Here is a 24864-nt window from a genome sequence, read left to right as displayed (position 1 = left end):
AAGATACCTGATCAGGGTTAGCTGGTCTGGTTCAGGGCCGTTTCAATATCGTCAATCAAATCGTCGATATGTTCGATCCCGACGGATATGCGCAAAAGATCGCCCGGGACCGGGCTGGTCGGGCCTTCAACAGATGCGCGATGTTCTATCAGGCTTTCAACCCCGCCCAGCGACGTTGCACGTTTAAACAGTTTACAGGCATTGTGAAAGGCAACGGCGCGTTCGGTGCCACCTTTAACCCGCAATGACAACATGCCACCAAATCCACCATGCATCTGCTTTTTGGCAATGTCATGGCCGATATGACTTTCAAGGCCGGGATATTGCACCTGTTCAATCTCGGCATGATGTTCAAAATGCCGGGCAATCGTCATCGCATTGCTGCTTGCCCGTTCAACCCGCACCGAAAGGGTGCGCATGCCGCGCAATAACAGCCATGTTTCAAACACACCCAGAACAGCACCGCCGCCCTTGTGCTGTTTGCAAACCTGCTCCCAAAAGGCATCTTTGTGCGCGCAGGTCAGTGTGCCTGCCAAAACATCGCTATGCCCGTTCAGGTATTTGGTGGCCGAATGCATCACAATGTCGGCGCCAAATTCAATCGGGCGGGTAATCAGCGGCGTTGCCACCGTGTTATCAACCGCAATAATGGCGCCAATGTCGTGGGCGGCTTTGGCAACGGCGGCAATATCGGTAATTTGCCAGTCGGGGTTGGCCGGAGTTTCCAGCCAGATCAGCTTTGTTTTGCCCGGCAGCATGTGTTTTGCCCATGCGTCCGCGTCGCCATTGTCAACGAAATCAAACGACAGGCCTGACCGAACACCGATATCTTGCATAAATGCGCGCAAGGCCCAGTACATTATTTTGGGTGCAACCACATGGTCGCCCGGTTGCAGGGCTTGCAGCACACAAACAGCCGCCGCCATGCCCGATGCAAACAACCGGCTGTCTGCGCCGCCTTCAAGTGCGTTTAAAACGGCACAGGCCTGATCATAGGTCGGGTTATCGGCGCGGGTATAACACCGCCCGTCGTGATAGCTAAGGTCGGTATTGCGTTCAAACGTGGTTGACGGATAAATCGGCGGGGTGACGGAACGTGTTGTTTCATCCACCCAGCCCAGAGCCTGTGCCGCAACAGTGGCGGCATGCCGGTTATTTGTTTTGTGGGGCATTTTAGGTTTCCCTGATGGTGGTGGCCATGCTTAATTGCTATACCCTAATGCGCCCTATCATTTTGGGGAACCACAAAAATACCCAGCAGACCAGCTATCAGGGATATGATGCACATGCCGACACAAACCGTTCCAGATCAGGCCGACATTGTCATTATTGGCGGTGGTATTCAAGGGGCCTCCAGCGCGTATTATTTGCAAAAGGCCGGAATGTCGGTTGTTTTGCTGGAAAAGGATACGGTTGCTTCGCACCAGTCTGGCCGGGCGTGGGGGTTTGTGCGCCAGCAGGGCCGCGACCCGGTTGAACTGCCCTTGATGAAAGCCTGTATTGATATCTGGGCTGATCTGGAGCGCGACCTTGGCGCGGATCTGGAATGGCGGCAGGGCGGTGTTTTGTATGTTGCCAAGGATGACGCCGAAATGGCCCGGTATGAAAAATGGCTGGCCGATTCCCAACCCTATGACATTGGCACCCGCAAATTGGGCCGCGCCGAGGTTGAAGGCTTGATGACAGGTCTTGCATCGCCCGGTGTCGGCGGTATTTTTACCCCCAATGACGGGCAGGCCGAACCGAAAAAAGCCGCCCCGGCCCTGGCAAAAAAGGCCCATGATTTGGGGGCCGTGATTGTGCAGGGATGCGGGGCACTGGGCATTGAAACCGAAGCCGGGCAGGTCAGCGGTGTGATCAGCGAACGGGGACTGATTAAAACCCGCATTGTTATTTGTGCTGCGGGGGCGATGACCCATAAATTTGTCGCCAGATTTGGCCGCCGTTTACCGCAGCAAACCACACGCGGCACGGTTATTCGCACCAAACCGGTTTCTCCCATTTCGGCGGCCAGTGCCGTGGTGGACGGCTTGGGGTTTCGTCAGCGCGCGGATGGTTCGTTAAATCTGTCAGATGATATTAATACCGATATCGACCTGACCCTGTCGCGTTTTCGCTATGCGGGCGATTTTTGGCCGGGTTACAAGGCCAACTGGCGTAGCTTTAATTTTCATCTTGATATGCGGTTTATCGATGATCTGGCCGATCATTTGCCGGGTAGCCCGGCGGCGGATAAACCGCTGATGGGGCGCAGGCAAACAACCGCCTTGCCCAACCCGAAACGTATTCGCAACTCTCTTGCGGCCTTTAAACGCCTTTTTCCTCATATCGAAACGCCACAAATTGTTGATCAGTGGGCCGGTGATATTGATGTAACGCCCGATGCCGTGCCGGTGATTGACCAGCTTGACACCCCCAAGGGTTTTTTCGTGGCCACCGGTTTTTCCGGGCATGGTTTTGCCATGGGGCCCATTGTTGGCAAGGTGCTGTCGGAATGGATAACCACCGGGCAATCCTCGATCAATCTGGATGCTTTCCGTTTGTCACGCTTTGAAACCGGCGAAAAGCGGCGTCCTTACGATATGCTGTAAGGGTGGCGGCGCGAGGGTGTTGTGTCGTGGTGTGGTGTTTCGCCTTTGCCATTATGCATTGTCAGTCGTTTGGCGAAGTTCAGTCCTGCGATGGCGTGGGCATGTGGTGATGCGTACCCCCAACGGGCAAGGCCAAAAAATGGTCCGGGTTCAAACCCGCCTGTTCCAGCGCGATCCGAAGCCGTTTTGGGGGCTCGTCAACCGGTTCGGCGGTTAACACAAAGGTCCCCCAATGAATGGCAATGGCCTGTTTGATCCCCATGGTCTGTTTGATCAGAACCGCTTCTTCGGGGTTTACATGGGCGGCTTTCATAAAATCGCGCGGGTCATAGGCACCAATCGGGATTAAGCCCAAATCAAACGGGCCATATTTTTCGCCCATTTCGGCAAATAACTGTTCATTCCAGCCGCTATCACCGACAAAGTAAAACTTGAACCCGTTGGGAAATGTCAGGGCATATCCGCCCCACAGCATTTCCTTGCGGTCGCTGATCTTGCGGCTGGACCAGTGATAGGACGGGGTATGAACAATTTTAACGCCGTTAACTTCGGCAAACTGGTCCCAGTCCATTTCAATGCAACTGTCAATTCCGGCTTCTTTTAGCAGGCTGGCATTTTTTAACGGCACAATATAGGTGGGTTCTTTGCCAATTTGGCGCAAAGATTCAATGTCACAATGGTCGTAATGATTGTGCGATAGCAGGATAATGTTGATCTTTGGCAACTGATCAATCGCAAGCCCCGGCGGGCTGTAGCGTTTGGGACCAATATGGGCAAAAGGCGATGCCCGGTCCGAAAAAACCGGATCGGTCAGAATGTTGATCCCCTGATATTGCAGCAATACCGTTGAATGGCCAATCCATGTGACCTGGGCGACATTTGGGTCTGGCGTGTGGATGGCGTCCAGATTGGGGGCAACGACCGGTGTTTTTCCAATCTGCTTTTTGGCCTTGGGCCAGCTTTCGCGTCCCAACAGGCGAAGACGCAAAAAGGTGAAAAACGATTTTTTGCTTTCGGGCAAGGGATACCGGTTTTCAAAGCCGTTTTCAGTGTGGTGGCTTGGGCGCGATGCAGAATTCACGGGCGTTCCCTTATCAATTTGTTCTTTTACTATGTGTTGCATTTGCGACATGGCGCAAGTGGCAACCATGCGTTGATCATGCCATGCTTCTGCGGCGCAGAAAAAACGGGCGGCACCATATTGGTACTGCCCGCTACATTTGCATTGCTTCCCCGGGTGTCAGCGCGGATTAGATAAAAGCCTTACTCGATGACATCGATATAACTGTCGAGATCCGGTGTGTGGTCGATAATGCCCTGATCAAGCAAATATTGGGCAAAACGGGCATAGCGGCCCCGGTCCACGGCGGCGGGGCGCAGGGCAAAACGGGTTAGCGTGTCGGCCCAGGCGCGTTTATTCAATTCATCGTCAAGGTTGGGATAAGCCGCGACAAAGGCTTTCCAGCTATCATCGGGGTGGTTGATCAGATATTGGGTGGCTTCTTCAATCGCATCGAGCATCTTTTTCATGCGCGGGTCATTCACATGGTCCTTGCGCACCGTCAGGATCAGTTCGTCATAAGTTGGAACGCCTTCTTCCTCGACATAAAATGCCTTGCCTGGTTTGCCTTCAATATCCATCTGGTTGAGTTCAAAGTTGCGATAGGCCCCAATCACGGCATCAACCTGGCCCGAATAAAGCGATGGCGACAGCGAGAAATTCACATTCACCAGTTCGACCGACTTTATATCAACGCCGTGTTTTTTCAGCATCGTGCCGACAATGGCATCTTCAAACCCGGCCAGTGAATAGCCGATCTTTTTGCCTTTCAGGTCGGAAATTTCCTTGATCGGACCGTCTTTTAACACCACCAGTGCATTTAACGGCGTTGCTACCAGAGTGCCAATGCGCGTGAGCGGTAAACCCTGGGCGACCTGAACATGTAATTGCGGCTGATAGTTCACGGCGACATCGCCTTGCCCGGCGGCCACCAGGCGCGGCGGGGCGGATGGGTCCGCCGGTTCGATCAATTCCACATCCAGCCCGTGTTTGGCGAAAAATCCCTTTTCCTTGGCCACAATCAGCTGCGCGTGGTCGGGGTTTACAAACCAGTCCAGCAGGATCGTCAGTTTTTCGTTGGCATGGGCTGGCAGGGTTGCCAGGGCCAGCGACACCCCAAGGGTCGCGACCGATAACATGGTTTTTAGGCGTGACATGGGCTTTTTCCTGTTTCAAACAAGCAAGGTAAAACGAATAAATGCAGTGGCAAAATTGCAGGCAGGCCGCGATTATTGGCGCATAAGCAGCAAGTTTAATCGTGGCGGGCAAGGCTGTCGGGTTGCCAGGGCAACAGCCTGCGCAACAGTTGGTCGACGATAAAATACTGGGTAATCGAAAAGGCACACAGGATCAGAAGGCAGGCAAAAACCATGTCGATCTGAACCCGGGCATTGGCTTGCAGCATTAAATATCCCAGTCCGTGACTGGAGCCGACCCATTCGCCAATGATCGCCCCGATCGGGGCAACCGCCGTTGCCACGCGAAAACCCGACGCAAAGGCGGGCAGGGCAGCGGGCAGCCGAATGTGGGTTAACAGCCGCCAGCGATGGGTGCCCATGGTGCGCGCCAGATCAAGCCAGCCCGGTTCTGTCCGCGATAATCCATCAAAAAACGCAACGGTGACGGGAAAGAAAATGATCAGGGCGGCCATGGCAATTTTTGACGCCATGCCAAATCCCAGCCACAGCACCAGCAACGGGGCAATGGCAAAAAACGGAATGGCTTGTGATACCAGCAATATCGGCATCAGCCAAAACCGTATCGGGCTGAACAATGCCATCGGCAGGGCGGCAAGCGCGCCCAAAAGTGCGCCAGCAAACAAGCCAATCACGGTTTCGGCAATTGTATAACCCGCATGATCCAACAGCACCGCATGGCGGTCGATCAGCGCAAGCCACACATCATAGGGGGCGGGCAGCATATATTTGGGCGCACCTGTAAGTGTAACAATGATCTGCCAGGTGGCGATTAAGGTCGCAATGATGATAACGGGCCGCGCCAGTTTAAGCAGTTTTCGCTCGGCCAACGGTTTTCGCGATATTTGACGGGGGGGCTGCGCCGGGGACGGGGTCATCGGGGGGCCTCCGTCATACTGCTTTGGGGCGATAACGCGCCCAACTGGTGCAAGAGGCGGGCCTGATGGCGCAATATGGCGGGGTCGGTTATGTCGCGCGGGATGGTGCCGTGGGGAATAACGGCATCGGACACTGTTGCCGGTGTACCCTGTAAAACCACCACCTTGTGGCCGACGCGAAGGGCTTCAAGCGGATCGTGGGTGACCAGCAAAACGGTTTTGCCCTGTAAAACCCGGGCGGCCAGATCCTGAATACGCATCCGGTTTAGCGGGTCCAGGGCAGAAAACGGCTCGTCCATCAGAACAACCGGGCGATCTTCCATCAAGGTGCGGGCCAGGGCGGCACGCTGTTTCATGCCGCCAGACAATTGGGCCGGGCGCATATGGGCGGCCTTGCCAAGCCCCACTTCGGCAATCAAATGATCGGCCCGGGAAAGATCGGGTTTTTCGCCGCGCAATACTGCACCGAGAACGACGTTTTCGCGCACTGAGCGCCACGGCAACAGCAAATCTTGCTGCGCCATATAGGCGACCCGCCTTGTCAAAGGCAATCCATCGCCGCAGGTAACGGTGCCGCTGGCGGCATCGCCGACAAGCCCGGCCAGAAACCGTAACAGCGTGCTTTTGCCCACACCCGATGGTCCCAGCAAACAGGTAAAACTGCTGGCACTCAGATCAAGGGCAAGGTCATGGAAAAGGCTGGTGCCGTTAAATTCAACACTGGCACCGCGCAAATGAACATCAAACGATGTTTGAGTTTTGTCAAAGGGTGCCGTTATGTGCCCTGTGGCGGGCGCTTTTGCGTCGGTATATGTCATACGATCCTTCCTACGCCGGTCTTAACCGGTTCAGGTTCAAAGGGTCGTTCGGCAACACCGAACCTCTCAGCCCATTTACGACAGGCCCCCCTGGAGATGACGCGACTATGCGCAGATGAAACGCTGACGTCAAGTTTCGTGATTAATGTTTTTCGTTTGGCCCTTGTCGGGCAGGGTGTCGACAAGGGCCTTTTTCGGGTTTATGGATCGACTCGCAGGTAAACCGCACCATTTGTTGCCCCGGCTTCAAGGTCGGCATGTGCCTGTGATGCGTTTGCAAAATCATATGCATGGGCAGCCGGAAAAGGCGACTGACGCAAAACATCAAACCACGCATGTGCTGCGCGGTGATACCCTTGCAGGTCATTGATAAAGGCCAAAACACTGGCACGAATTAAAAACCGGTTTGTTAACGCGCTGACATCAAGCAAAGGCACATTACCGCCGATCTGGCCAATATTGACCGTTGTGCCAAACGGTTTGGTCGTGCGGATGGTTTTATTCAGTGTTTCCCCGCCAATGCCGTCAATGGCATAATCAACGCCCTTGCCGTCTGTCAGGTCGGCGATGGCTGTTTCAAAATCCTGTTCTTTATAGAAAATGGCGTGGTCAAGCCCTTGCTGTTTGGCAAGCTCGGCTTTTTTAGCTGTGCTGACAGTGCCAATTGTGGTGGCCCCCAACAGTTTCGCCCAGCGCACCAGAATTTGCCCCAGGCCGCCCGCCGCTGCATGCACAAGGATGCTTTGCCCGGCTTGCACCTTGCACACATGAACCAGCAGAAAATAGGCGGTTAGTCCGCGTAACAAGGACCCTGCAATTTGGGCGTCGCTCAGGTCGTCGGGCAGTTTGATGACGCGGTTCGCGGCAACATTGCGTTGGGCGCAATAGCTTCCCACCGGGAACCCGGCATAGGCGACCCGCTCGCCAATGCTAAAATCGCGAACATCCTTGCCGAGGGCACAAACCGTTCCGACAGCCTCAACACCAATGCAGCCCGGCAGGGCGGGCATGGTATAAAGACCTTTGCGAAAATAAACATCAACGAAATTAACGCCAATCAGGCTTTGTTTGATTTGCACTTCGTTGGCCTGTGGGGCAGGCAAATCAATATCGGTGGCATATAATGCCGATGGCTCTCCGGCCTTGTCCATGTGAATGATGCGGGTCATGACTGTCTCCTGAATGTTGTGACATGTTCAGGATTAAGGCGTATTGATCATGGGGGAAATTGCATATATTTGCATAGTAAACGGGTGATAATGCGCAAATGAACTGGGAAGATTTTCGTTATTTTCTAACGCTTGCCGATGCGGGCAGTTTTTCCGGCGCGGCACGCACGCTTGGTGTGGATCACAGCACGGTTGCCCGGCGCGTGGCGGCGCTTGAAATGGCATTTGGTGTGCGCTTGATTGACCGTTTACCCAAGGCTGTGATGTTAACGCAGGAAGGCCATGTGCTTGCCAAACGCGGGCAGGGCGCACTTGATGCCATGTTTGCCGTTGAACGGGCGGCAGCCGGGGCTGTTGCCGGTGTGTCGGTGCCGTTATGTATCAGCGCGCCGCCAGCACTGGCGCGGTATGTGATCGCGCCGAACCTGAGCCATTTTCGCGAAATGCATCCCGATATCGAGGTGATTTTACAGGGGCAAACGCAGTCTGCCGACCTTAACCGTCGCCAGGCCGATATTGCCATAAGGTTGTCGCGGCCGCGTAAATCCAGTGTGATTACCCGTAAACTGGCCGACATGCCGTTGGGGTTTTATGGCGCACGGGACTATCATAAAGCCGAGCCTGACTGGGACCTGATCAGTTGGGACGAAACCAGTGCGGATATTCCGCAATATCGCTGGCTGGAAGACAGGTTGGACGGGCGGCGTGTTGTTTTGCGCTCGAACGATATGGATGTGCAGGCGTCTGCCGCCCGGTCCGGTTTGGGCATTGCATTGTTGCCCTGTTATCTCGGCGATGCCGATCCGCGCTTGCTGAAATTTCAGGGCCGCGAGGATTTCCCCGCCCGCGAAATCTGGATGCTGGTTCATGCCGATTTGCGCCACGCCTCGCGTGTGAGAAGCGGGATGGATTTTCTGATTAAAACGATAGGCCGCCTTGCATCGTGATTGGTTTTAAGCCGTAAAGGCAAGGAACGGTGCTACAATTTTTGAAATGTTACAAACACGCGAAGATTTTGGGGTGTTTTACGTATTACCCCTTGAAATTTATGCGCGCTTCTGCAAACCCTGATGCCAGAAACATTTTAGGCTATACATTGGTTTCGTTTGTTTCGCTGCTTTTGTCCACGCCCTGGTGTTCTGGCATTTTATGGTCTACCTGCCACGCATGATTGCCGCCGAAATTTATCGCGGCTCGTCTTATGGTCCCAAACATCCCTTGGGCATTCCGCGTGTGTCGCTGGTGGTTGATATGGTGCATGCTCTGGGCTGGGTCGATGCGACCAATTATGTTGTCGGGCCTGTGGCCACACCGGTACAACTGGCGCGTTTTCATGCGCCAGATTATATCGCTGCGGTGATGCAGGCAGAACGGGATCAATGCCTGCCCGATGATATGATGGATCGTTACAAACTGGGGAAAAACGGCAATCCGATTTATCCGGAAATCTTCCGGCGTCCGGCGACGTCGGCCGGATCATCGATTTTGTCGGCAGAATTGTTACGGGATGGCGGTATCGTCCATCATCCGGCGGGCGGCACCCATCACGGGCGCGCGGCCGAGGCATCGGGGTTTTGTTATTTTAACGATCCGGTGCTGGGCATTCTGGCCTTGCTTGATGGCGGGCTGGACCGTGTGTTGTATGTGGATATCGATGCCCATCACGGCGATGGCGTGCAGCTTGCATTTGCCGATGATGACAGAGTTTTGACAGTTTCGGTTCATCAGGATGATTTATGGCCGCGAACCGGCGCTGTTACCGACATGGCCGGGGGCATGGCGCGCAACGTGCCGATACCTGCGGGCATGAATGACGATGAAATGCGATTTGTGCTGTTTGACTATCTTTTGCCCCTGGCGGCGAATTTTGCGCCGCAGGCGGTGGTGTTGCAATGCGGATGCGATGCCCTGGCAGAAGATCCACAATCGCGACAAAGGCTGGGAAACCAGTCGGTGTGGGAAGTGGTAAGGGAGTTTGCGAAAATTGCGCCCCGCCTGATGGTTCTAGGCGGTGGCGGATACAATCCCTACGGGGTGGCCCGATGTTGGGCCGGGATATGGGCAACTGTGAATAATAATGAAATTCCGGAAAAATTACCGGAATCGGCAGAAGAGATACTGCGTGACATAAAATGGTCGCATCGTCTTGGCAGACAGCCAGCGGCCAGCTTGCTTACAACCCTTGCCGATGATTGGCGGGGTGGGGAAATCCGGGCGGAAGTCCGGGGTCATGTGCAGTTTCTTAAAGGGTATGGGGTATGAAGTCTTTCGTTCAAACGGTGTTTGTATTCTTTTTTGTCAGTGCGGCGGTTATGGCTGGCCTGAATGCAAAAGCCACAGGTTTTGAGCGATCGCGTCTTTTGGTCGATGGACAGATCTTTAATGTGGAACTTGCCTTAAGCGCCGATGAACGGGCGCGGGGGCTTATGTTTCGGACCCACATGGAAGATGACAACGGCATGTTGTTCGATTTCGGCCAGCCACGCGATGTGTCGATGTGGATGAAAAATACGTTTATTTCGCTTGATATGCTGTTTATCGGCCAGGATGGCAAAATTGTTGGCATTGCGCCGCGCACGGTTCCAAAATCCGAAGCGATCATTTCGGCACCGCGTCCGGTGCGCTTTGTTCTGGAACTTAATGCCGGGCTGGCCGACAAATTTGATTTCAAAGTGGGTGATACGGTTGATGGTTTGCCGCGCTAGTTAGCGTGTATGGTTTGGGGTGGGGCGGTTTTCTGCCGGTATCTGTAATATGTGCGGGTCAGGCTGGTTTTGTTTGAAGCACCGAAACGACATGTTGTTGTAAAAAAGGTGATAAAAAGCATTAAACCGGTCTTGCCGTGAACAGATTAAGGTGCTAAATCCCTCCCCGTGTCGGGAAGTGGCGCAGTCTGGTAGCGTACCTGCTTTGGGAGCAGGGGGCCGTGGGTTCGAATCCCGCCTTCCCGACCATTTCATCTCGAAGCGGATGTTTGCGCTTTCAAGTCGCCCAATCGGGTGTAGATTGATGATCGCAACATCGCATTTCATCTGGTTGACAAGTTAAACGAGGGTCCGATGAAGGTTCGTATTTTCAAACCCGCGAAAAATGCCATGCAGTCCGGTCGCGCCGCGACCAAGCATTGGGTTATGGAATTTGAACCCCGCGCCCAGAAACTTCCGGATCATCTGATGGGCTGGATCGGCTCGACCGATACCCGTGGTCAGGTCCGGATGGACTTTGAAACGCTGGAAGAAGCACAGGCATTTGCGGCAAAACACAATCTGATTGCCGAAATTGAACAGCCGAAAACCCGCAAAATTCAGATTAAAACCTATGCCGACAATTTCGCATTCAAGCGCGTTGTCTGATTAACCGTCCGGTTTGATTTGTAAGCCGGAATGCGGGGCGATTATCGCCCCGTTTTGCGCTAAAACCGGTTTTAAAGTTGCACTTGTATCTGTATATAACGTGCACCAGTCTGGTATTTCCAGCCCCGCGGTCCCTTAGCTCAACTGGATAGAGCAACAGACTTCTAATCTGTAGGTTGCAGGTTCAAGTCCTGCAGGGATCGCCATTTTTCCTTTTTAAAATCATAGCGTTGGATGCCATTTTTAGAATTGAGTGGCTCGGCCTGTGTATTTGTGCGTGCTTTTTTGCACAGATTCTTATTTTCATCGTTATTTGCCGTTATCCCGACATGATCGCTTTGCACACTGCGTGACAGAAAATGGTCGCAAGGATGTGCGTCGATGTCGCGAAGAACGGGATGGCGGATATTATGTGTTGGAATCTTGCTGATTGCCGCGGCTATTGCCGGGTCCGCCGTCGCTAATAATGGTGTTGGGGCGGGCGTTGTGGCGGAAAGCATCCCTTTGGTTGCCGCGTCGCCCGACGCTGTTCTGCGCGGAAATTTCGGGCCGTTTGTTCGATCCCTTAACGACAAGCCTTATGGCTATCAATTGGTGCCCGATCCGGTTTCGTCCCATACGGGGCGCGGGGCCGACGCAATAGCGCTGGTGGAACGGTTTGAAGTCCGCCCCGGCGATTGCGGCGGTGACACTGCCATTGATTGCGGCCGGGACCGGGAGCGGTCGGAATTAAGCGAACGCGGCGATCGCAACCCGCAAGGCAGTTCATACTGGTATGGCTGGTCGCTTTATATTCCCGATAATTTCGCCAATGTGGCGCCGACAAAGGTGGCGCTGGGCCAGTTTCATCAAGAAGGCAGTCATCCAGCCTGGATGTTTGAAATTGGTGCTTCGGGGTATCGCATCGATAATCATGTATCGGATGGCAAACCAAACGATCATACCTTGATCGACAATGCTGTTTTGCGCGGGCGCTGGCATGACATTACGGTTTATGCACATTGGGCAACCAGCGACGATGGTGTGTTGCAGGTATGGGCCGATAACGACCTTAAATTTGATTATCGCGGCCCTACGATGACGGCAGACAAGGTTTATTTTAAATACGGCCTCTATCGGTCGTTCGTATCGCGCTATCAAAATGCCAATGAAACCGATAAGGTCCCGGCGCAAACCGTGTATTTCACCAATGTGAAACGGGCAGATAGCCGTGCGGATTTGTCGCAATAAAACAGGATATGCTTTTTAACGGGCGCTAAAATAGCGTCCCGGTCGGTGGTTCATGGCGATGATCAGGTTTAAAACCATTGCCCCGGCTAACGACAATAATACTTTGTCCCAGGGTAATAAAAACAGCGCGCACACCATGATGCTGGCATCAATGCCCAACTGGAAATAACCGGCGCGAATGCCATGATGTTCTTGTAAATACAGGGCCAAAATATTAATCCCGCCCAAGCCCGCGCGATGGCGAAACAACATTAACAGACCAACGCCCATTAATCCGCCGCCAATCAGGGCGGCATAAAGCGGATGCAAGGTATCAATGTTGATCCATATCGGGGTCAGGCGGGAAAAGGCAGATACCAGCCCAACGGCGATAAAGGTTTTAAGGGTAAATTCCCAACCCATGCGTTTGAAGGACAACCAGTAAAACGGCAGGTTAAGGGCGAAAAAGACAATCCCGAAATCCAGCCCGCTGGCATGATGGATTAAAAGGGCGGCCCCGGCTGTGCTGCCGGTAATGAGAACTGCCTGCGTATATAATGTAACACCCAGCGAAACAATCAGGGTGCCCAGAACAAGCGCAATCGCATCTTCATACAGCCGATGCTTTGGCGGGTTTGTCGCTTTATCGGTTTCTGGTGCAGGGGCAGGTTCAGGGGCATTTGCGGGGGCGTCTGCATTGGCTTGTATGGCTGACAGGTTTGCTTGTGTTTGCGAAATATCGGCCATGGCCACCCTCATTGATAAATTCCCCGATCATTGAATGGTACGTATTTCGCAGGTGCGAAACAAGGACGCGTATCAGGGGGTGTTTTGTGCCGCTGCAATTTGCCGATATTTCAGGCGGCATCCCATCTGGGGGCAAATTCCGGGTTGATCATGCGGCCATCCGGGCGGGCCAGGCCGCTAATCCTGGTCATTTCCGCATCGCTCAGTTCAAAGTCAAAAATGTCGAAATTGGCTTTGGCATTTTTGGGCGAGCCTGATTTGGGAATGGCCATTACACCGTCCTGCTGCATAAGCCAGCGCAAGGTAACCTGTGTTGCCGATTTGCCGTGGTTTTTGCCAATGGCGATCAAGGTATCGTCCTTAAGCACTTCGGCACGGGCCAGCGGGCAATAGGCGGTTAACAGCATGTCGTGTTTTTTCAGGCAATCCATCACGGCCTTTTGTGACAGGTAAGGATGATATTCCACCTGATTGCACAAAAGTGGCAGGTTGCTATAGGAAACCGCCTTATCGATCAGGGCGCAGGGGAAATTCGAAATTCCGATATGTTTTGTCATGCCCAGATTGCGCACTTCGTTTAATGCTGCAATGGTCTCTTCAAGCGGAACGTCATCATTGGGCCAATGCAACAATAACAGGTCAACATGGTTAAGGTCGAGCTTGCGCAGCGATTCAACAACCGATGTTTGCAAGTCACCGCTATGGAACTGGTCTGACCAGACCTTGGTGGTTAGAAAATAATCATCGCGGGCCAGGCCGCTGGCCTTAAGGCCGCGGCCAACGCCTTCTTCATTATGATACATCTGGGCCGTATCAAAATGGCGATAACCAATTTCAGCGGCTTTCGCTACCATGGTTTCGGCAGCCTGGGGATCAAGCTGAAATGTTCCAAAACCAAGCGCGGGTATCGAAACCCCGTGAATGTCACGTGTGATCATGATGCATATCCCCTGTTTATATAATTGTCGTTTTGCGACCTTGCTGCACAAATGGGCCTTTTTTGCGGCCCTGCTGTTTGTGTGCAGCAAAGGACATGATGTAATTTTAATACCTCAATTGGTTCAGATCAATTGATCCGCAACCTGTACGGGGGGATGCGCGGCGGATACCGGCAGCAAAACACGGGGATTGGGCGATCATAACCCATGCCCGAAACAAGAAAAAAGCCGGTCGTGAATGCAGCGACCGGCTGTAAAGTTTCAGGACTTAGAGTGAGGCTGTATCAAGCCTTCTTCAAGCTGACAGATCGATATTGTCGAGACCTTGATATGCGTCAAACCATCGGTTTTATTTGGAAGAAGTGTGCCCCGGGCCGTTTGTTTCGGTGGAGGCCGCATTTAATTGCAACAATGACTGACGGATCACATCAGGCCCGAGATCGCGGGTAATGAAAACCAGTTTCGACCTGTGGTCATCGCTGGGCCAGTCGGGCAGGGTGGCGGGTGCATGAAATATATGTTGCACCGCGTGAATGGCGACCGGTTTGTCTTCGCCGGCAATGTTAAGCACGCCTTTTATCCGCAAAAGATTCTCGCCGCGCATCTGGGTAAAAATTTCAGCCCAGGTTACAAAGGCATCCCAGTGCAGCGGTTCATCGAATGTCAGGCAGAAGGATGAAATATGGTCATCATGGCGATTCACATCGTGGCTGTGATTGTGGCCGTGACGGGGAGCATGTTCGGAACTGTGGTCATCATGTGTATGGTTATGGTCATGGCCGTGATCGTGACCAGCGGCGTTGTCATCGCCATAGGCTTCTTCGCGCAGCCATTTTTGTACATCCAGCGATTTGGTGTTCGGGTTATAAAGCCCGGCATTAAAAAGTTTTTCGGGGTCAATTTCGCCCATATGCACCCGATAAACCGGGGCGGCCGGGTTCAGGCTGTGCAGGCGCGCTTCAAGGGCCTTTAAACCGCTTTCTGTCGCCAAATCGGCTTTGGTGATCAGGATGCGATCGGCAACGGCGGCCTGTTTGACACTTTCGGCATGGTCATCAAGCTGGCTGTTGCCATAAACCCCGTCAACCGTGCTGACCACGCTGTCAAGGCGGAATTTGTTGGTTAACAGCGGGTCGGTCATTAAGGTGTGCAAAATCGGGGCAGGGTCGGCAAGCCCGGTGGTTTCAATAATTACGCGGTCAAAGGCGGAGACTTCGCCACGGACGCGTTTTAAAAACATATCACGCAAACCGCTGATCAAATCGCCGCGAACGGAACAACAAATACAGCCGGAATTTAGTAAAACCACATCTTCGGAAATTTCGCGCACCAGCAAATGATCCAGGCCGATTTCGCCAAATTCATTGATCAGAACGGCGGTGTTGCTCATGGTTGGATGCGACAATAACGCATTAAGCAAGGTGGTTTTGCCACTACCCAAAAAGCCGGTAATTACGGTTGCGGCAATGCGTTCGTTTTGCTCTTCTCTGATCGCCATGATCATACCTTTGCGGTCGCGATTGAAATCTGTAAATGCGGATTACTTCTGGGTGCCATAAAGGTCCTCAACCGAAATTTCCGGCTCGGAAATGATGGTTTCAGCGCCGTTGCGCGCGGCAAAATAAAAACAGTTCCGCCGCCCGGTGTGGCAGGCCACCCCTTTTTGATCGACCTGGACCAAAATGGTGTCCTGGTCACAGTCATAGCGAAAATCAACCAGGTACTGTTCCTGACCAGAGCTTTCGCCCTTGCGCCACAGCTTGTTGCGCGACCGCGAAAAATAACAAACCCGCCCGGTGCCAAGTGTTTCAATCACCGCATCGCGGTTCATCCATGCCATCATAAGAACCTCGCCACTGTCATGCTGCTGGGCAATGGCCGGGATCAATCCCTGTTCGTTGAATTTTAAACGATCCGTAATTGCAGCATAGGGTGCGGTCATTTTTGTTCGCTCCGGCATTTGGGCAATAGGTTAAATTGTCTGTTGGCTCTTGACGAAATGATATAATATAACACTTCAATAAAAGCGATCCCCAATCGCAATATTTAATGATCACAAGTCACCAGGATCACGCAATGACGGACCTTTTCCCTGACAAAGGGCATGATCACGATCGCTGTATCGATAGTGCCCTGCATCAGGCACAGACCGTGGCCGAGGCAAACAATGCCCGCTTTACCGATATGCGCCGCCGCGTTTTTACCCTGATCTGGCAGTCGCACAAGGCGATTACCGCCTATGAACTGCTCGATGCCTTGCAGGCCGAAGGGGTGCGCGCGCAGCCGCCAACGGTGTATCGGGCGCTGGAATTTCTGGTCGGGTTGCGGCTTATTCACCGGATTGAATCGTTAAATGCCTATTTTGGCTGTGACATGCCCGATTGCGAACATCTGGGCCAATATTTTATTTGCCGCAAGTGTGGCCGTGTCGCCGAAGCCGTGAATGAAGACATGAGCCTTGCTGTTCGTGCCGCGGCCAGCATTGTTGGCTTTAAAATTGAAGCTACAACCATTGAAATCAAGGGGCTATGCCATGACTGTGCCGCTCATTGAGGGGCAGGATCTGACGTTATCTTTTGGCGGCGAAGCCGTGCTTGATAATGTCAGTCTGGCAATTTCAGCGGGCGAGATCATCACCCTGATCGGGCCAAACGGGGCGGGGAAATCCACCCTGGTCAAGGCATTGTTGGGGTTGCAGGCGGTGGATCGCGGCAAAATTATGCGCAAGCCCGGCCTGCGGGTGGGATATGTGCCGCAAAAGCTGGCGATTGATCGGGTTTTGCCGATGACAGTGAAACGGTTTTTAAACCTGACCCATCGCGCCAGCCTGGCAGAACGCGCCGAGGCCCTGCATCATGTCGGGGCCAGCCCGGTTTTAAACACCCAGATTGGCGATTTATCGGGCGGGGAAACCCAGCGTGTGATGCTGGCCCGCGCCCTGTTGCGCAAACCCGACTTGCTGGTGTTAGATGAACCGACACAAGGCGTTGATGTGGTCGGGCAGGCCGATTTGTATCGCCTGATCGACACCATTCGCCGCGAGCAGGGCTGTGCGGTTTTAATGATTTCGCATGATTTGCATCTGGTGATGGCAAAGACCGACAAGGTGGTGTGTTTTAACCGCCATGTCTGTTGTTCGGGCCTGCCCGAAACCGTGCGCCAGCACCCCGAATACCGGTCGCTGTTTGGCTATCAGGCCGCCGATGCGATTGGCATTTACCACCATGAACATGACCACGAACATGATTTGTCGGGCCATGTGGTTGGCGGGTGCAGCCATGATCATGGCAAGGCGCATGATCATACGCATGCACATCCTCATGACCATTCCGAACCTCCGGCTTCGGGCGCTGCGACCGCGCCAAAACACCAACAACCAGACATGCTGTTAGGGGATCAGGACCGTGGATAGCTTTTTAATCCGGGCGGTGACCGGTGGTGTTTTGCTGGCATTGGTGTGCGGCCCGTTCGGCACATTCATTGTCTGGCGGCGGATGGCATTTTTTGGCGATACGCTGGCCCATTCGGCCTTGCTGGGCGTGGCGCTTGGCTTGTTGTTTGGCGTTGATGTGCGGTTTGGCATGATCATTACCTGCCTGATGGCGGCCTTGTTGCTGGCCCTTGGACAACGGCAAAGCAAGCTGGGCAGTGATACCGTATTGGGTATGCTTGCCCATTCCACATTGGCGCTGGGCATGGTTGCCCTGGCCTTTGTTCAGGGGGTGGCGGTTGATATTGTCGCCTATCTGTTTGGCGATATTCTGGCGATTAATGCGACCGATATATGGTTGCTGGGCGTTGGCGGCGGGGCAGCGGTGGCAGCCCTTATCTGGATGTGGCGGCCGCTTCTTGCCCTTACCGTATCGCCCGAAATTGCCGCCGTTGAAGGGGTGCCGGTGGAACGGCTCCGGGTGGTTTTCATGCTGCTGATGGCGCTGGTGATTGGCATTGCGATTAAAATTGTCGGTGTGTTGCTGATTACCGCCCTGTTAATTGTTCCTGCCGCCAGCGCGCGTTTTTTTTCGCGCACGCCCGAGCAAATGGCAGTGGGGGCGGCCTTGTTTGGTGTGGCAGCGGTTTTGGCCGGTATTGCCCTGTCGTGGCATATCGATAGCCCGGCCGGGCCCAGCATTGTTATTTCGGCTGCCGGACTGTTTTTAATCAGTGGTGCGCTTGTCTCCGTTTTTCGCTGTCTGGCGCGTTTATCAAGGTAGTGTCTCAACAGATTGCAATAAAAACGGCGCGCGATATTGTTTCCCGCGCCGTTTTTTCAGGGGGTGTTCAGACGTGATTACGCGGTTTTCAGCCGCTCAAACCCGGCAGCCAGATCGGCGATCAGATCGTCGGTATCTTCCAGGCCCACATGAATGCGCACCAGTTGGCCGGGATCGTCCCAGCTTGTGGCGGTGCGGATTTTTTTCGGGTCTGATGGCAAAAGCAGGCTTTCAAACCCGCCCCAGCTAAAGCCCATGCCAAACAGGTCCATATGGTCCAGCATATGGGCCAGTTGCGGGCGGTCCACCGGATGCAGGATGAAAGAAAACAGGCCGCTGGCACCTATGAAATCACGCTTCCAGATCGCATGGCCCGGGTCATCGGGCAGGCCGGGGTGCAAAACGCGGCTGATTTCGGGGCGGGTTTGCAGCCATTTCGCAATCGCCAGACCCGATTCGTGATGCTGGCGCATCCGCACATTAAGGGTGCGCAAGCCGCGCTGGGCCAGATAACAATCATCCGGGCCAATTGAATCGCCCGACAAAATGACCTGTTTTTTACAGGTGATAAAATCTTCTTCGCTGGCGGTGGTAATGGTGCCCATCATGACATCGGAATGGCCGACAATGTATTTTGTCCCTGCTTGCACCGAAACATCCACCCCCATGTCAAACGGGCGGCACAATATGGGCGATGCCCAGGTGTTATCTAGCAAAACCTTGGCGTTTTTGGCGTGTGCTGCTTTGGCAATGGCGGGAATGTCCTGCATTTCAAAGGTCAGCGAACCGGGGCTTTCACACCAGACGACGGTGGTATTATCGCGAATAAGCGGCGCAATGTTGGCTCCGAGGGTCGGGTCGTAATAGTCAATATCGACACCGAATTTCTTCAAAAAGGTATTAGCAAGGTTGCGGGTGGGAAAATAGGTGCTGTCCGTGATCAGCACATGATCGCCCGGTTTAACGAATGCCAGAATGGCATTGGTAATGGCCGCAACACCCGATGACAGGCACAGGGTGGCGTGGCCGCCTTCCAGCTCGGCAATGGCTTCTTCCAGCAGATAGCGCGTCGGGGTGCCATGACGGCCATAAAAGCTGTTGCCGTGCGGGAAGGGCGATGCCTTGTCCAGCGCGTCAAGATTTTCAAACAAAATGGTCGAGGCATGTAAAACCGGCGGATTGACCACACCATGATATTCACTGGACCGGCGCCCGGCATGAACCAGCCGTGTTGAGGATTTAAAATTTTTGGTGTCCGACATAAAGCATTTCTCCTTGCCGCGTTTAACGCCGCCAATGTGTCATTTATTGCCTAAGACAAAGCATCTCAGGGCATGGGGATCAAGGGTTTTTACGGCAATTTGATGTGGATTGGGGGCGGTTTGGGCGGGTTTGCGCCAGAGGGCCTGGTCTTTGCGGCTTGCGGTTGGGCCGCATAAATCTTTCGGTGTGATTGTGGCTCGCATCGGGGGCAATAAATGATGTAAAACCGCTGTCATCTTTTATAGGGGAGGTTTCGTGCTTCAGCTTCAGGATTTTCGGGCAGCCCGCCGTCTGATTTCACCCCACATGCGTGTTACGCCGGTTTTTGCCATTGGCCAGCCCGATTTTGGCGCTGGTTTGCGCAATGGCACCACAACGCCCGACCTGTTTTTGAAACTGGAAAATTTGCAGGTGTCGGGGTCGTTCAAGGCGCGCGGGGCGATGAATGCCGCCCTTAACCTTGACGATGCTGTGCGGGAAAAGGGGCTGGTGACGGCATCGGGTGGCAATCACGGGATGGGGGTTATCAATGCGGCCCGGACGTTAAGGGTGCCGGTTAAAATATTTTTACCTACCAACACCCCCAAACCCAAGGTCGCCAAATTGCGTAAATCGGGTGTTGATGTCAGTTTGCACGGCGCTGTCTGGGATGATGCCAATCATGCCGCGATGGCCCATGCGCGTGAAACCGGCATGGCCTATATTCACCCCTTTGCCGATCCCAATGTCATTGCCGGGCAGGGCACTATTGCGCTGGAACTGCTCGAACAGCAAGCCGATCTGGATACATTGGTGGTGGCGGTGGGCGGCGGCGGCCTTATTTCCGGTGTGGCAACGGCGGCAAAAATGCTGCGCCCCGGAATACGGATTATCGGGGTGGAACCAACGGGGGCGGCAACCCTGTTTGAAAGCCTGAAAAACAACGAAGTGGTGACATTGCCATCGGTTAATACTGCAGCAACCAGTTTGGCCCCGCGTCAGTCGTCGGCATTGAATGTCGATTTGATCGGCAAAAATGTCGACCGGATTGTGCTGGTATCGGATGATGAAATGCGTGCCGCCGCAGGCTGGATGTGGCGTGAGCTGGGCCTGTCGGTGGAGCTTTCGGCTGCTGCCGGGCTGGCCGCTGTGATGCAGGGCCGCCTTGGCGATACGGCAATTGGCAAAACCGGCATTATTGTTTGTGGCGTTGGAACAGACGGGCAATAAAGAACCCGGCGGCGGGCCTGCGAAATCAGCGCCTGCCACATAATCGGCGCGTACCGCGCCTGTCGGCTGATTTTGGTTTGGCGACAAATTTCGGGGTATCATTTGGGCAATAAAAAAGGACGAAACCTTGCGGTCTCGTCCTTTTTTAAACCAGCAGACCCCTAAAAAGGGGCTCGCGGAAAACAGCGTCGCAAACCGCGATGCTTTACACAGGAAAGCCGAAGCCTTCCCCCGTAAATTACATCTTCGGCTCGATGACCTGACGACCACGGTACATACCGGTCTTCAGATCAACGTGGTGCGGGCGATGCAGTTCGCCGGTTTCTTTGTCTTCGCGGTACGAGCCCGCGGCGAGCTTGTCATGTGAGCGACGCATGCCCTGACGGGACTTGGTCACTTTACTTTTTGGCACTGCCATGGGTCATAATCCTCAGGCTTGGGTAAACTTAGGGGCGCTTGTTACCTTGCGCGGTCAGGAAAGTCAACGATCAAAGTATCCGAATTGCCAAATTCGCTATCTTTTTGCGATTCTGGTGCGCCGGGCCTGTTCGCCACGGTTACGGTGGCAGGAATCAGCCCGGTGTCACGGGGGTCGTCGATAATTTCTGTTCGCTGATCATATACCGTAAAGCCTGCCCGTTGATAAGCCCCTAACGCACCTGGATGGTCCATCGAACAGGTATTTACGGTCAAACGCTGGGGGGAAAAGCTCCAGGCGGTGTCAATTGCCCAGTTTAGCAGGTATTTGCCATAACCCTTGCCGATAAATTCGGGGATCAATCCCATATAGGAAAGGTCGATCTGGCGGTCGTCTTCCAGCAAAATCAGGCTGAGTTCGGCAAATCCGGTCGGAACCCCGCCAACATAAAGAACGTAAACGTGGTTTTCCGGGCTTGAGAGAATCGGTTCCAGTTCCGCGTCCGTTAACTGGCGGCGAAACCACCACATCCAGGGTTCACCGACCGTATTATACAGATAGCGGTAAAACGACAGGGTTGGTTCTTCGGCGCGCACAATGGCAACCTTGCCCGGCGGAATAACCGCCGCCGGGCGGTCGGGCTGGCGGGTCATTTCCAGATAGGTGATGGTGACTTCCAGTTTCCCGGGGGTCTTTGTCGTCATGAGGTTAACCTTTTTTCATAAAACCGGGCATCGTCGGTATGGGCTGGTCCGGCAGACCATCCGGAATCGGGCGCAGGTGCCTGCCGATATCCCTGGCGACGATAGAATTTTGCCGCGCGCGGCGATGCCGCATGAACCTTGCATGTCGCCAGCCCGGCAGCCAACAGGATGTTTTCTGCCATTTCCAGCATCATTGCCCCGTGGCCCTGTCCTCGTTTTGGCGATGCCACAACCAGATAATGCACCCAGCCGGTGATGCCATCATGCCCGACCATGATGGTGGCAATGATGGGCTGTTGGGGCGACTGGCGCGCAATCAGCACCGAGCCGCGCCCGGATGCATAGCAATTTTGTAAATCGTCATCGGCATTGGTATCCTGATTAATCAGATCACCATCATACCACAAATCAATCACCGCGTCGCAGGCGGCAGTATTTTCCAACGACAACCGGTCTATCAGCAGATCAGATGCCGGGGGGGTGCTGTTTGCGCGCGCGGTACTGTCGCTGCGGGGATTTTCTGGCGGGGGCCGATTTGCACATAATTCTGTCATCGGCAATACCGGCCCGGTTGGCGGGGGTTTCTGGTGCAATTGGTATTGGCGGTGGTGCCGCCTGTGCCTGTTGTTGGAAAAGCCCGTAATTTCGGCCCTGCCTTACAGTGCGGCCATATATGCCGTGACGGGCATATCGGGGCCGCAATGTTAAGGCAAGGCCGAAAAATCATGGGTTTATCCTATGATGGTTGGCCCGAGGCGCGCGGGCTTTCGGGGCGCGATGCCCATTCGGCCCACGACCCGTCATAAACAGCGGTGTGTTTTTTTCCGGCAATATAGGCCCCCATTGCCAGCACACAGGCCGTTACACCCGACCCGCAACTGGTGACCATGGGTTTATCAATATTCACGCCAGCATCCCTGAAAACCGCCTTGATGTCGTCGCCTTCCTTAAAGGTGCCATCGCCATTGAGCAGTTTTTCAAACGGAACATTATAGGCACCGGGAATGCGCCCCGGTGCGCCCCAGCGTTCGTCGGCGGTGCCGGCAAAACGTTCGGCAGAACGGGCATCGACGAGTTGTTCGCGCCCGGTATCCACATTGGCCAGCACCTGGTCATATTCACGCAACAAAAAGCTGTTGGCGCGTGCGGTGAAATGGCGTTCACGCGGTGGTGTTATTGTATCGGTTACCGGGTGGCCATCGGCTTCCCATTTGGGCAGGCCCCCATCAAGAACAACAACGTCGCTGTGGCCAAAATGGCGCAGCATCCACCATGCCCGGCACGCGGCCGAGGCCACACCGGTTTGCGCATAGACAACAATGCGCACGCCATCGCCAAGGCCAAGCTTGCGGACTTTGGCCGAAAATTTAATGGCATCAGGCATCATATGGGGCAGGGGGGCGCTGTCGTCGGCGGCAATATCGTCAATGTCAAAAAAGACAGCACCGGGAATATGTTTGGCATCAAAAATGGCGCGCGGGTCCTTGCCGCTGCCAGGCATATACCAGCTTGCATCAATCACGCGCACATCAGGGGCGTTTAAATGCTCCGCCAGCCACTGGGTGGAAACCAGCGCGTCGGATTTGGAATCACTCATGGTCAAGCTCCGGTTTGCAATGGTGGGTATTGCATGTCCCCGGTCGTTTCCGAAGATCATTGTTTTTAAAGGCACGAACCGGCGGTTTTAATTTTTCCGGTTCGTTTTCACAATCAATTCTGAAAACTTTATTGCTCTTCGTCAAAAACAATATTGATGCGGCGGTTCTGTCGGCCCTTCTTTTCAATCTTTGACACCCGAACCCGGCCAATTTCCGATGTATTGCGCACATGGGTGCCGCCACAGGGCTGAAAATCGATGCCTTCAATGGTCACCGTGCGGACAGTTTCGCCATCCATCGGTGGTTGAACCGACATGGTGCGCACCAGTTCGGGGTTGGCTTTTAGTTCGGCAATGCTGATTTCGCCGTCATAAACATCGGCATTGCGTGCCAAAAGCGCGTTCAGTTTTTCGGTCAGGGCGTCCTTGTCGGGGCTGTCTTCCATGTCAAAATCCAGCCGGGCCTTGTGGCGGGCAATGTTGCCGCCGGTTACTCCGCCATCCACAATTGAACACAAAACATGCAGGCAGGTGTGAAACCGCATATGGCGATGGCGGGTTTCCCAATCTAGCACCGCGCGCACCTTGCTGCCAACCGGTGGCAGGTCGTGATCATCGGCAATCACGTGCAAGGGAACACCCGACTCGCGGTCTTTTACGGTAATGGTTACCGGCACTTCGCTGCCGTCTTCCAAAACCAGCACGCCCTTGTCGCCGGTTTGTCCGCCGCTGGTGGCATAAAAAACGGTTTGGTCAAGGGCGATGGCCCGGTCATGGTGGGCGACAATGGTGGCGATGCAGTCTTGCTGATAGGCATCCTTGCGAAACAGAAGGTCGGTCATTGGGGGCTCCCTGTTTTCCGGGCACGGGGGCGCCGGATGTCGGTTTTCACGTTTTCTAAAACCATCGTGGCGCGGCTTTGTCCGGGCTGTCGAGGATAAAATTGCTATTTTTTGCTACCAAATAATTGGGGCATCACAATTTTGTTTCCCGCATTGCGCCACTTTCGGTTGCAATGCCATCGTTGCAGGCCCTGCCTCGGGCGGGGCGACCCGGGTTTTATTTCAGGAATTTGCGGTTATTTTCCGATCAATGCGCGATCCGATATCGCCATCGGCCGCGTTGCCGGTGATCAGGCGGGTAAGTTCCTCGATCCGGGATATTTTACCGTTATGCAGGGTATAAAACGCCATCACCTTCACTTTTATCATGCCGCCTGCTTTTTTGTGCGCGGTCACGGTATGGATGTCGGCCAGGGTGGCGTCGTTGGCGATGATGTTTTCAAATTCAACATCAAGGGTCGCAAGGGTGCGGCGCAATGTTGCCACATGGTCGATAAATCCTTTTAAATCCAGGCTTTTTCCGTCTACAAGCTGCATATAGTCCGGGGTGAAAAAACCTTTCAGATCTTTTAGCGATACCGCCGGGTTGATCAGGGCGGTAAACAGGCGATGCAACATGTGTTCGGCATCTGTTTTGGTCATGTCTTTTAATCTCGTA

At 54.0% G+C, this 24864-nt stretch carries 27 protein-coding genes, 2 tRNA genes and 1 riboswitch; of the genes, 12 read left to right on the top strand and 17 right to left on the bottom strand.

Annotation, left to right across the window (positions count from 1 at the left end):
• Positions 1-17: 17 nt before the first annotated feature.
• On the bottom strand, positions 18-1172 hold the full coding sequence (locus AAC086_RS01985) for a PLP-dependent aspartate aminotransferase family protein (RefSeq protein ID WP_339774608.1): 1155 nt from the start codon (positions 1170-1172) through the stop codon (positions 18-20).
• Between the two features lie 114 nt (positions 1173-1286).
• Here AAC086_RS01985 and AAC086_RS01980 point away from each other — a divergent pair, with 114 nt between their 5' ends.
• Positions 1287-2591: an FAD-binding oxidoreductase gene (locus AAC086_RS01980; protein ID WP_339774607.1), complete on the top strand. Its 1305-nt coding sequence runs from the start codon at positions 1287-1289 to the stop codon at positions 2589-2591.
• Between the two features lie 79 nt (positions 2592-2670).
• Here AAC086_RS01980 and AAC086_RS01975 read toward each other — a convergent pair whose 3' ends face one another.
• The 5 genes from AAC086_RS01975 to AAC086_RS01955 all read right to left on the bottom strand — a co-directional run bounded on the left by AAC086_RS01975 (position 2671) and on the right by AAC086_RS01955 (position 7712).
• Positions 2671-3672 (bottom strand): MBL fold metallo-hydrolase, encoded by a 1002-nt coding sequence (locus AAC086_RS01975; protein WP_339774605.1) that lies wholly within the window; start codon positions 3670-3672, stop codon positions 2671-2673.
• A 182-nt stretch (positions 3673-3854) separates the two neighbouring features.
• Entirely contained in the window at positions 3855-4808 is a 954-nt protein-coding gene (locus AAC086_RS01970; RefSeq protein ID WP_339774604.1) for an ABC transporter substrate-binding protein, read from the bottom strand.
• A gap of 95 nt (positions 4809-4903) precedes the next feature.
• Positions 4904-5725: an ABC transporter permease gene (locus AAC086_RS01965; protein ID WP_339774602.1), complete on the bottom strand. Its 822-nt coding sequence runs from the start codon at positions 5723-5725 to the stop codon at positions 4904-4906.
• Positions 5722-6543: an ABC transporter ATP-binding protein gene (locus AAC086_RS01960; RefSeq protein WP_339774600.1), complete on the bottom strand. Its 822-nt coding sequence runs from the start codon at positions 6541-6543 to the stop codon at positions 5722-5724. Before AAC086_RS01960 ends, AAC086_RS01965 begins: the two co-directional genes overlap by 4 nt.
• Positions 6534-6645, bottom strand: a riboswitch (TPP riboswitch). (Overlaps the previous gene by 10 nt.)
• 98 nt (positions 6646-6743) lie before the next feature.
• Positions 6744-7712, bottom strand: coding sequence for a quinone oxidoreductase (locus tag AAC086_RS01955; protein ID WP_339774598.1), 969 nt, complete (start codon positions 7710-7712; stop codon positions 6744-6746).
• 98 nt (positions 7713-7810) lie between these two features.
• Here AAC086_RS01955 and AAC086_RS01950 point away from each other — a divergent pair, with 98 nt between their 5' ends.
• The 7 genes from AAC086_RS01950 (at position 7811) to AAC086_RS01920 (ending at position 12295) form a co-directional block, all read left to right on the top strand.
• Positions 7811-8659 carry a LysR family transcriptional regulator gene (locus AAC086_RS01950; RefSeq protein ID WP_339774595.1) on the top strand — a complete coding sequence of 283 codons (849 nt, stop codon included), beginning with the start codon at positions 7811-7813 and terminating at the stop codon, positions 8657-8659.
• Positions 8660-8861: 202 nt separating this feature from the next.
• Entirely contained in the window at positions 8862-9974 is a 1113-nt protein-coding gene (locus tag AAC086_RS01945) for an acetoin utilization protein AcuC (RefSeq protein ID WP_339774593.1), read from the top strand.
• Positions 9971-10417 (top strand): DUF192 domain-containing protein, encoded by a 447-nt coding sequence (locus AAC086_RS01940; protein ID WP_339774591.1) that lies wholly within the window; start codon positions 9971-9973, stop codon positions 10415-10417. The genes AAC086_RS01945 and AAC086_RS01940 overlap by 4 nt, the downstream gene beginning before the upstream one ends.
• A gap of 172 nt (positions 10418-10589) precedes the next feature.
• A tRNA-Pro gene (locus AAC086_RS01935) sits at positions 10590-10666 on the top strand.
• 105 nt (positions 10667-10771) lie between these two features.
• On the top strand, positions 10772-11065 hold the full coding sequence (locus tag AAC086_RS01930) for an ETC complex I subunit (RefSeq protein ID WP_339774589.1): 294 nt from the start codon (positions 10772-10774) through the stop codon (positions 11063-11065).
• A 129-nt stretch (positions 11066-11194) separates the two neighbouring features.
• Positions 11195-11271, top strand: a tRNA-Arg gene (locus AAC086_RS01925).
• 175 nt (positions 11272-11446) lie between these two features.
• Entirely contained in the window at positions 11447-12295 is an 849-nt protein-coding gene (locus AAC086_RS01920; RefSeq protein WP_339774587.1) for a polysaccharide lyase, read from the top strand.
• A gap of 15 nt (positions 12296-12310) precedes the next feature.
• On the opposite strand, the gene AAC086_RS01915 is transcribed toward AAC086_RS01920, so the two are convergent.
• The 4 genes from AAC086_RS01915 to hisI form a co-directional block, all read right to left on the bottom strand.
• The gene (locus tag AAC086_RS01915; protein WP_339774585.1) at positions 12311-13033 is read right to left on the bottom strand and encodes a YitT family protein; all 723 of its coding nucleotides are present in this window, start codon (positions 13031-13033) and stop codon (positions 12311-12313) included.
• Positions 13034-13131: 98 nt separating this feature from the next.
• Positions 13132-13959 (bottom strand): aldo/keto reductase, encoded by an 828-nt coding sequence (locus AAC086_RS01910; RefSeq protein ID WP_339774582.1) that lies wholly within the window; start codon positions 13957-13959, stop codon positions 13132-13134.
• Positions 13960-14308: 349 nt separating this feature from the next.
• Positions 14309-15457, bottom strand: a complete 1149-nt coding sequence (locus AAC086_RS01905) for a GTP-binding protein (protein ID WP_339774580.1) — start codon at positions 15455-15457, stop codon at positions 14309-14311.
• 42 nt (positions 15458-15499) lie between these two features.
• On the bottom strand, positions 15500-15901 hold the full coding sequence (hisI, locus tag AAC086_RS01900) for a phosphoribosyl-AMP cyclohydrolase (RefSeq protein ID WP_339774579.1): 402 nt from the start codon (positions 15899-15901) through the stop codon (positions 15500-15502).
• A 134-nt stretch (positions 15902-16035) separates the two neighbouring features.
• On the opposite strand from hisI, the gene AAC086_RS01895 reads away from it, so the two are divergent.
• Genes AAC086_RS01895 through AAC086_RS01885 form a run of 3 tightly spaced genes read left to right on the top strand, consistent with a single transcriptional unit; the run spans position 16036 to position 18173 of the window.
• The gene (locus tag AAC086_RS01895) at positions 16036-16512 is read left to right on the top strand and encodes a Fur family transcriptional regulator (protein WP_339774576.1); all 477 of its coding nucleotides are present in this window, start codon (positions 16036-16038) and stop codon (positions 16510-16512) included.
• Positions 16493-17371, top strand: coding sequence for a zinc ABC transporter ATP-binding protein ZnuC (znuC, locus tag AAC086_RS01890; RefSeq protein ID WP_339774573.1), 879 nt, complete (start codon positions 16493-16495; stop codon positions 17369-17371). Before AAC086_RS01895 ends, znuC begins: the two co-directional genes overlap by 20 nt.
• Entirely contained in the window at positions 17364-18173 is an 810-nt protein-coding gene (locus tag AAC086_RS01885) for an iron chelate uptake ABC transporter family permease subunit (protein WP_339774571.1), read from the top strand. The genes znuC and AAC086_RS01885 overlap by 8 nt, the downstream gene beginning before the upstream one ends.
• Before the next feature lie 77 nt (positions 18174-18250).
• On the opposite strand, the gene metC is transcribed toward AAC086_RS01885, so the two are convergent.
• Positions 18251-19435 carry a cystathionine beta-lyase gene (metC, locus tag AAC086_RS01880; RefSeq protein ID WP_339774569.1) on the bottom strand — a complete coding sequence of 395 codons (1185 nt, stop codon included), beginning with the start codon at positions 19433-19435 and terminating at the stop codon, positions 18251-18253.
• Positions 19436-19691: 256 nt separating this feature from the next.
• Between metC and AAC086_RS01875 the strand changes: the two genes are divergently transcribed.
• Positions 19692-20645, top strand: coding sequence for a threonine/serine dehydratase (locus AAC086_RS01875; protein ID WP_339774567.1), 954 nt, complete (start codon positions 19692-19694; stop codon positions 20643-20645).
• A gap of 238 nt (positions 20646-20883) precedes the next feature.
• On the opposite strand, the gene rpmF is transcribed toward AAC086_RS01875, so the two are convergent.
• The 6 genes from rpmF to AAC086_RS01845 form a co-directional block, all read right to left on the bottom strand.
• The gene (gene rpmF / locus AAC086_RS01870; protein ID WP_085593343.1) at positions 20884-21063 is read right to left on the bottom strand and encodes a 50S ribosomal protein L32; all 180 of its coding nucleotides are present in this window, start codon (positions 21061-21063) and stop codon (positions 20884-20886) included.
• A 41-nt stretch (positions 21064-21104) separates the two neighbouring features.
• Positions 21105-21767 carry a GNAT family N-acetyltransferase gene (locus tag AAC086_RS01865; RefSeq protein ID WP_339774563.1) on the bottom strand — a complete coding sequence of 221 codons (663 nt, stop codon included), beginning with the start codon at positions 21765-21767 and terminating at the stop codon, positions 21105-21107.
• Positions 21764-22321, bottom strand: a complete 558-nt coding sequence (locus AAC086_RS01860; protein ID WP_339774561.1) for a GNAT family N-acetyltransferase — start codon at positions 22319-22321, stop codon at positions 21764-21766. Before AAC086_RS01860 ends, AAC086_RS01865 begins: the two co-directional genes overlap by 4 nt.
• Before the next feature lie 182 nt (positions 22322-22503).
• Positions 22504-23364, bottom strand: a complete 861-nt coding sequence (locus AAC086_RS01855; RefSeq protein WP_339774558.1) for a sulfurtransferase — start codon at positions 23362-23364, stop codon at positions 22504-22506.
• A 128-nt stretch (positions 23365-23492) separates the two neighbouring features.
• Complete coding sequence (locus AAC086_RS01850; protein ID WP_339774556.1) at positions 23493-24206, bottom strand: alanyl-tRNA editing protein; 714 nt, start codon at positions 24204-24206, stop codon at positions 23493-23495.
• A gap of 222 nt (positions 24207-24428) precedes the next feature.
• Entirely contained in the window at positions 24429-24848 is a 420-nt protein-coding gene (locus AAC086_RS01845; protein ID WP_339774555.1) for a nuclear transport factor 2 family protein, read from the bottom strand.
• Positions 24849-24864 lie beyond the last annotated feature (16 nt).

It is taken from the genome of uncultured Thalassospira sp., assembly GCF_963976115.1.
Classification (GTDB): domain Bacteria; phylum Pseudomonadota; class Alphaproteobacteria; order Rhodospirillales; family Thalassospiraceae; genus Thalassospira.
This window is presented reverse-complemented; position numbering and strand designations above follow the sequence as displayed.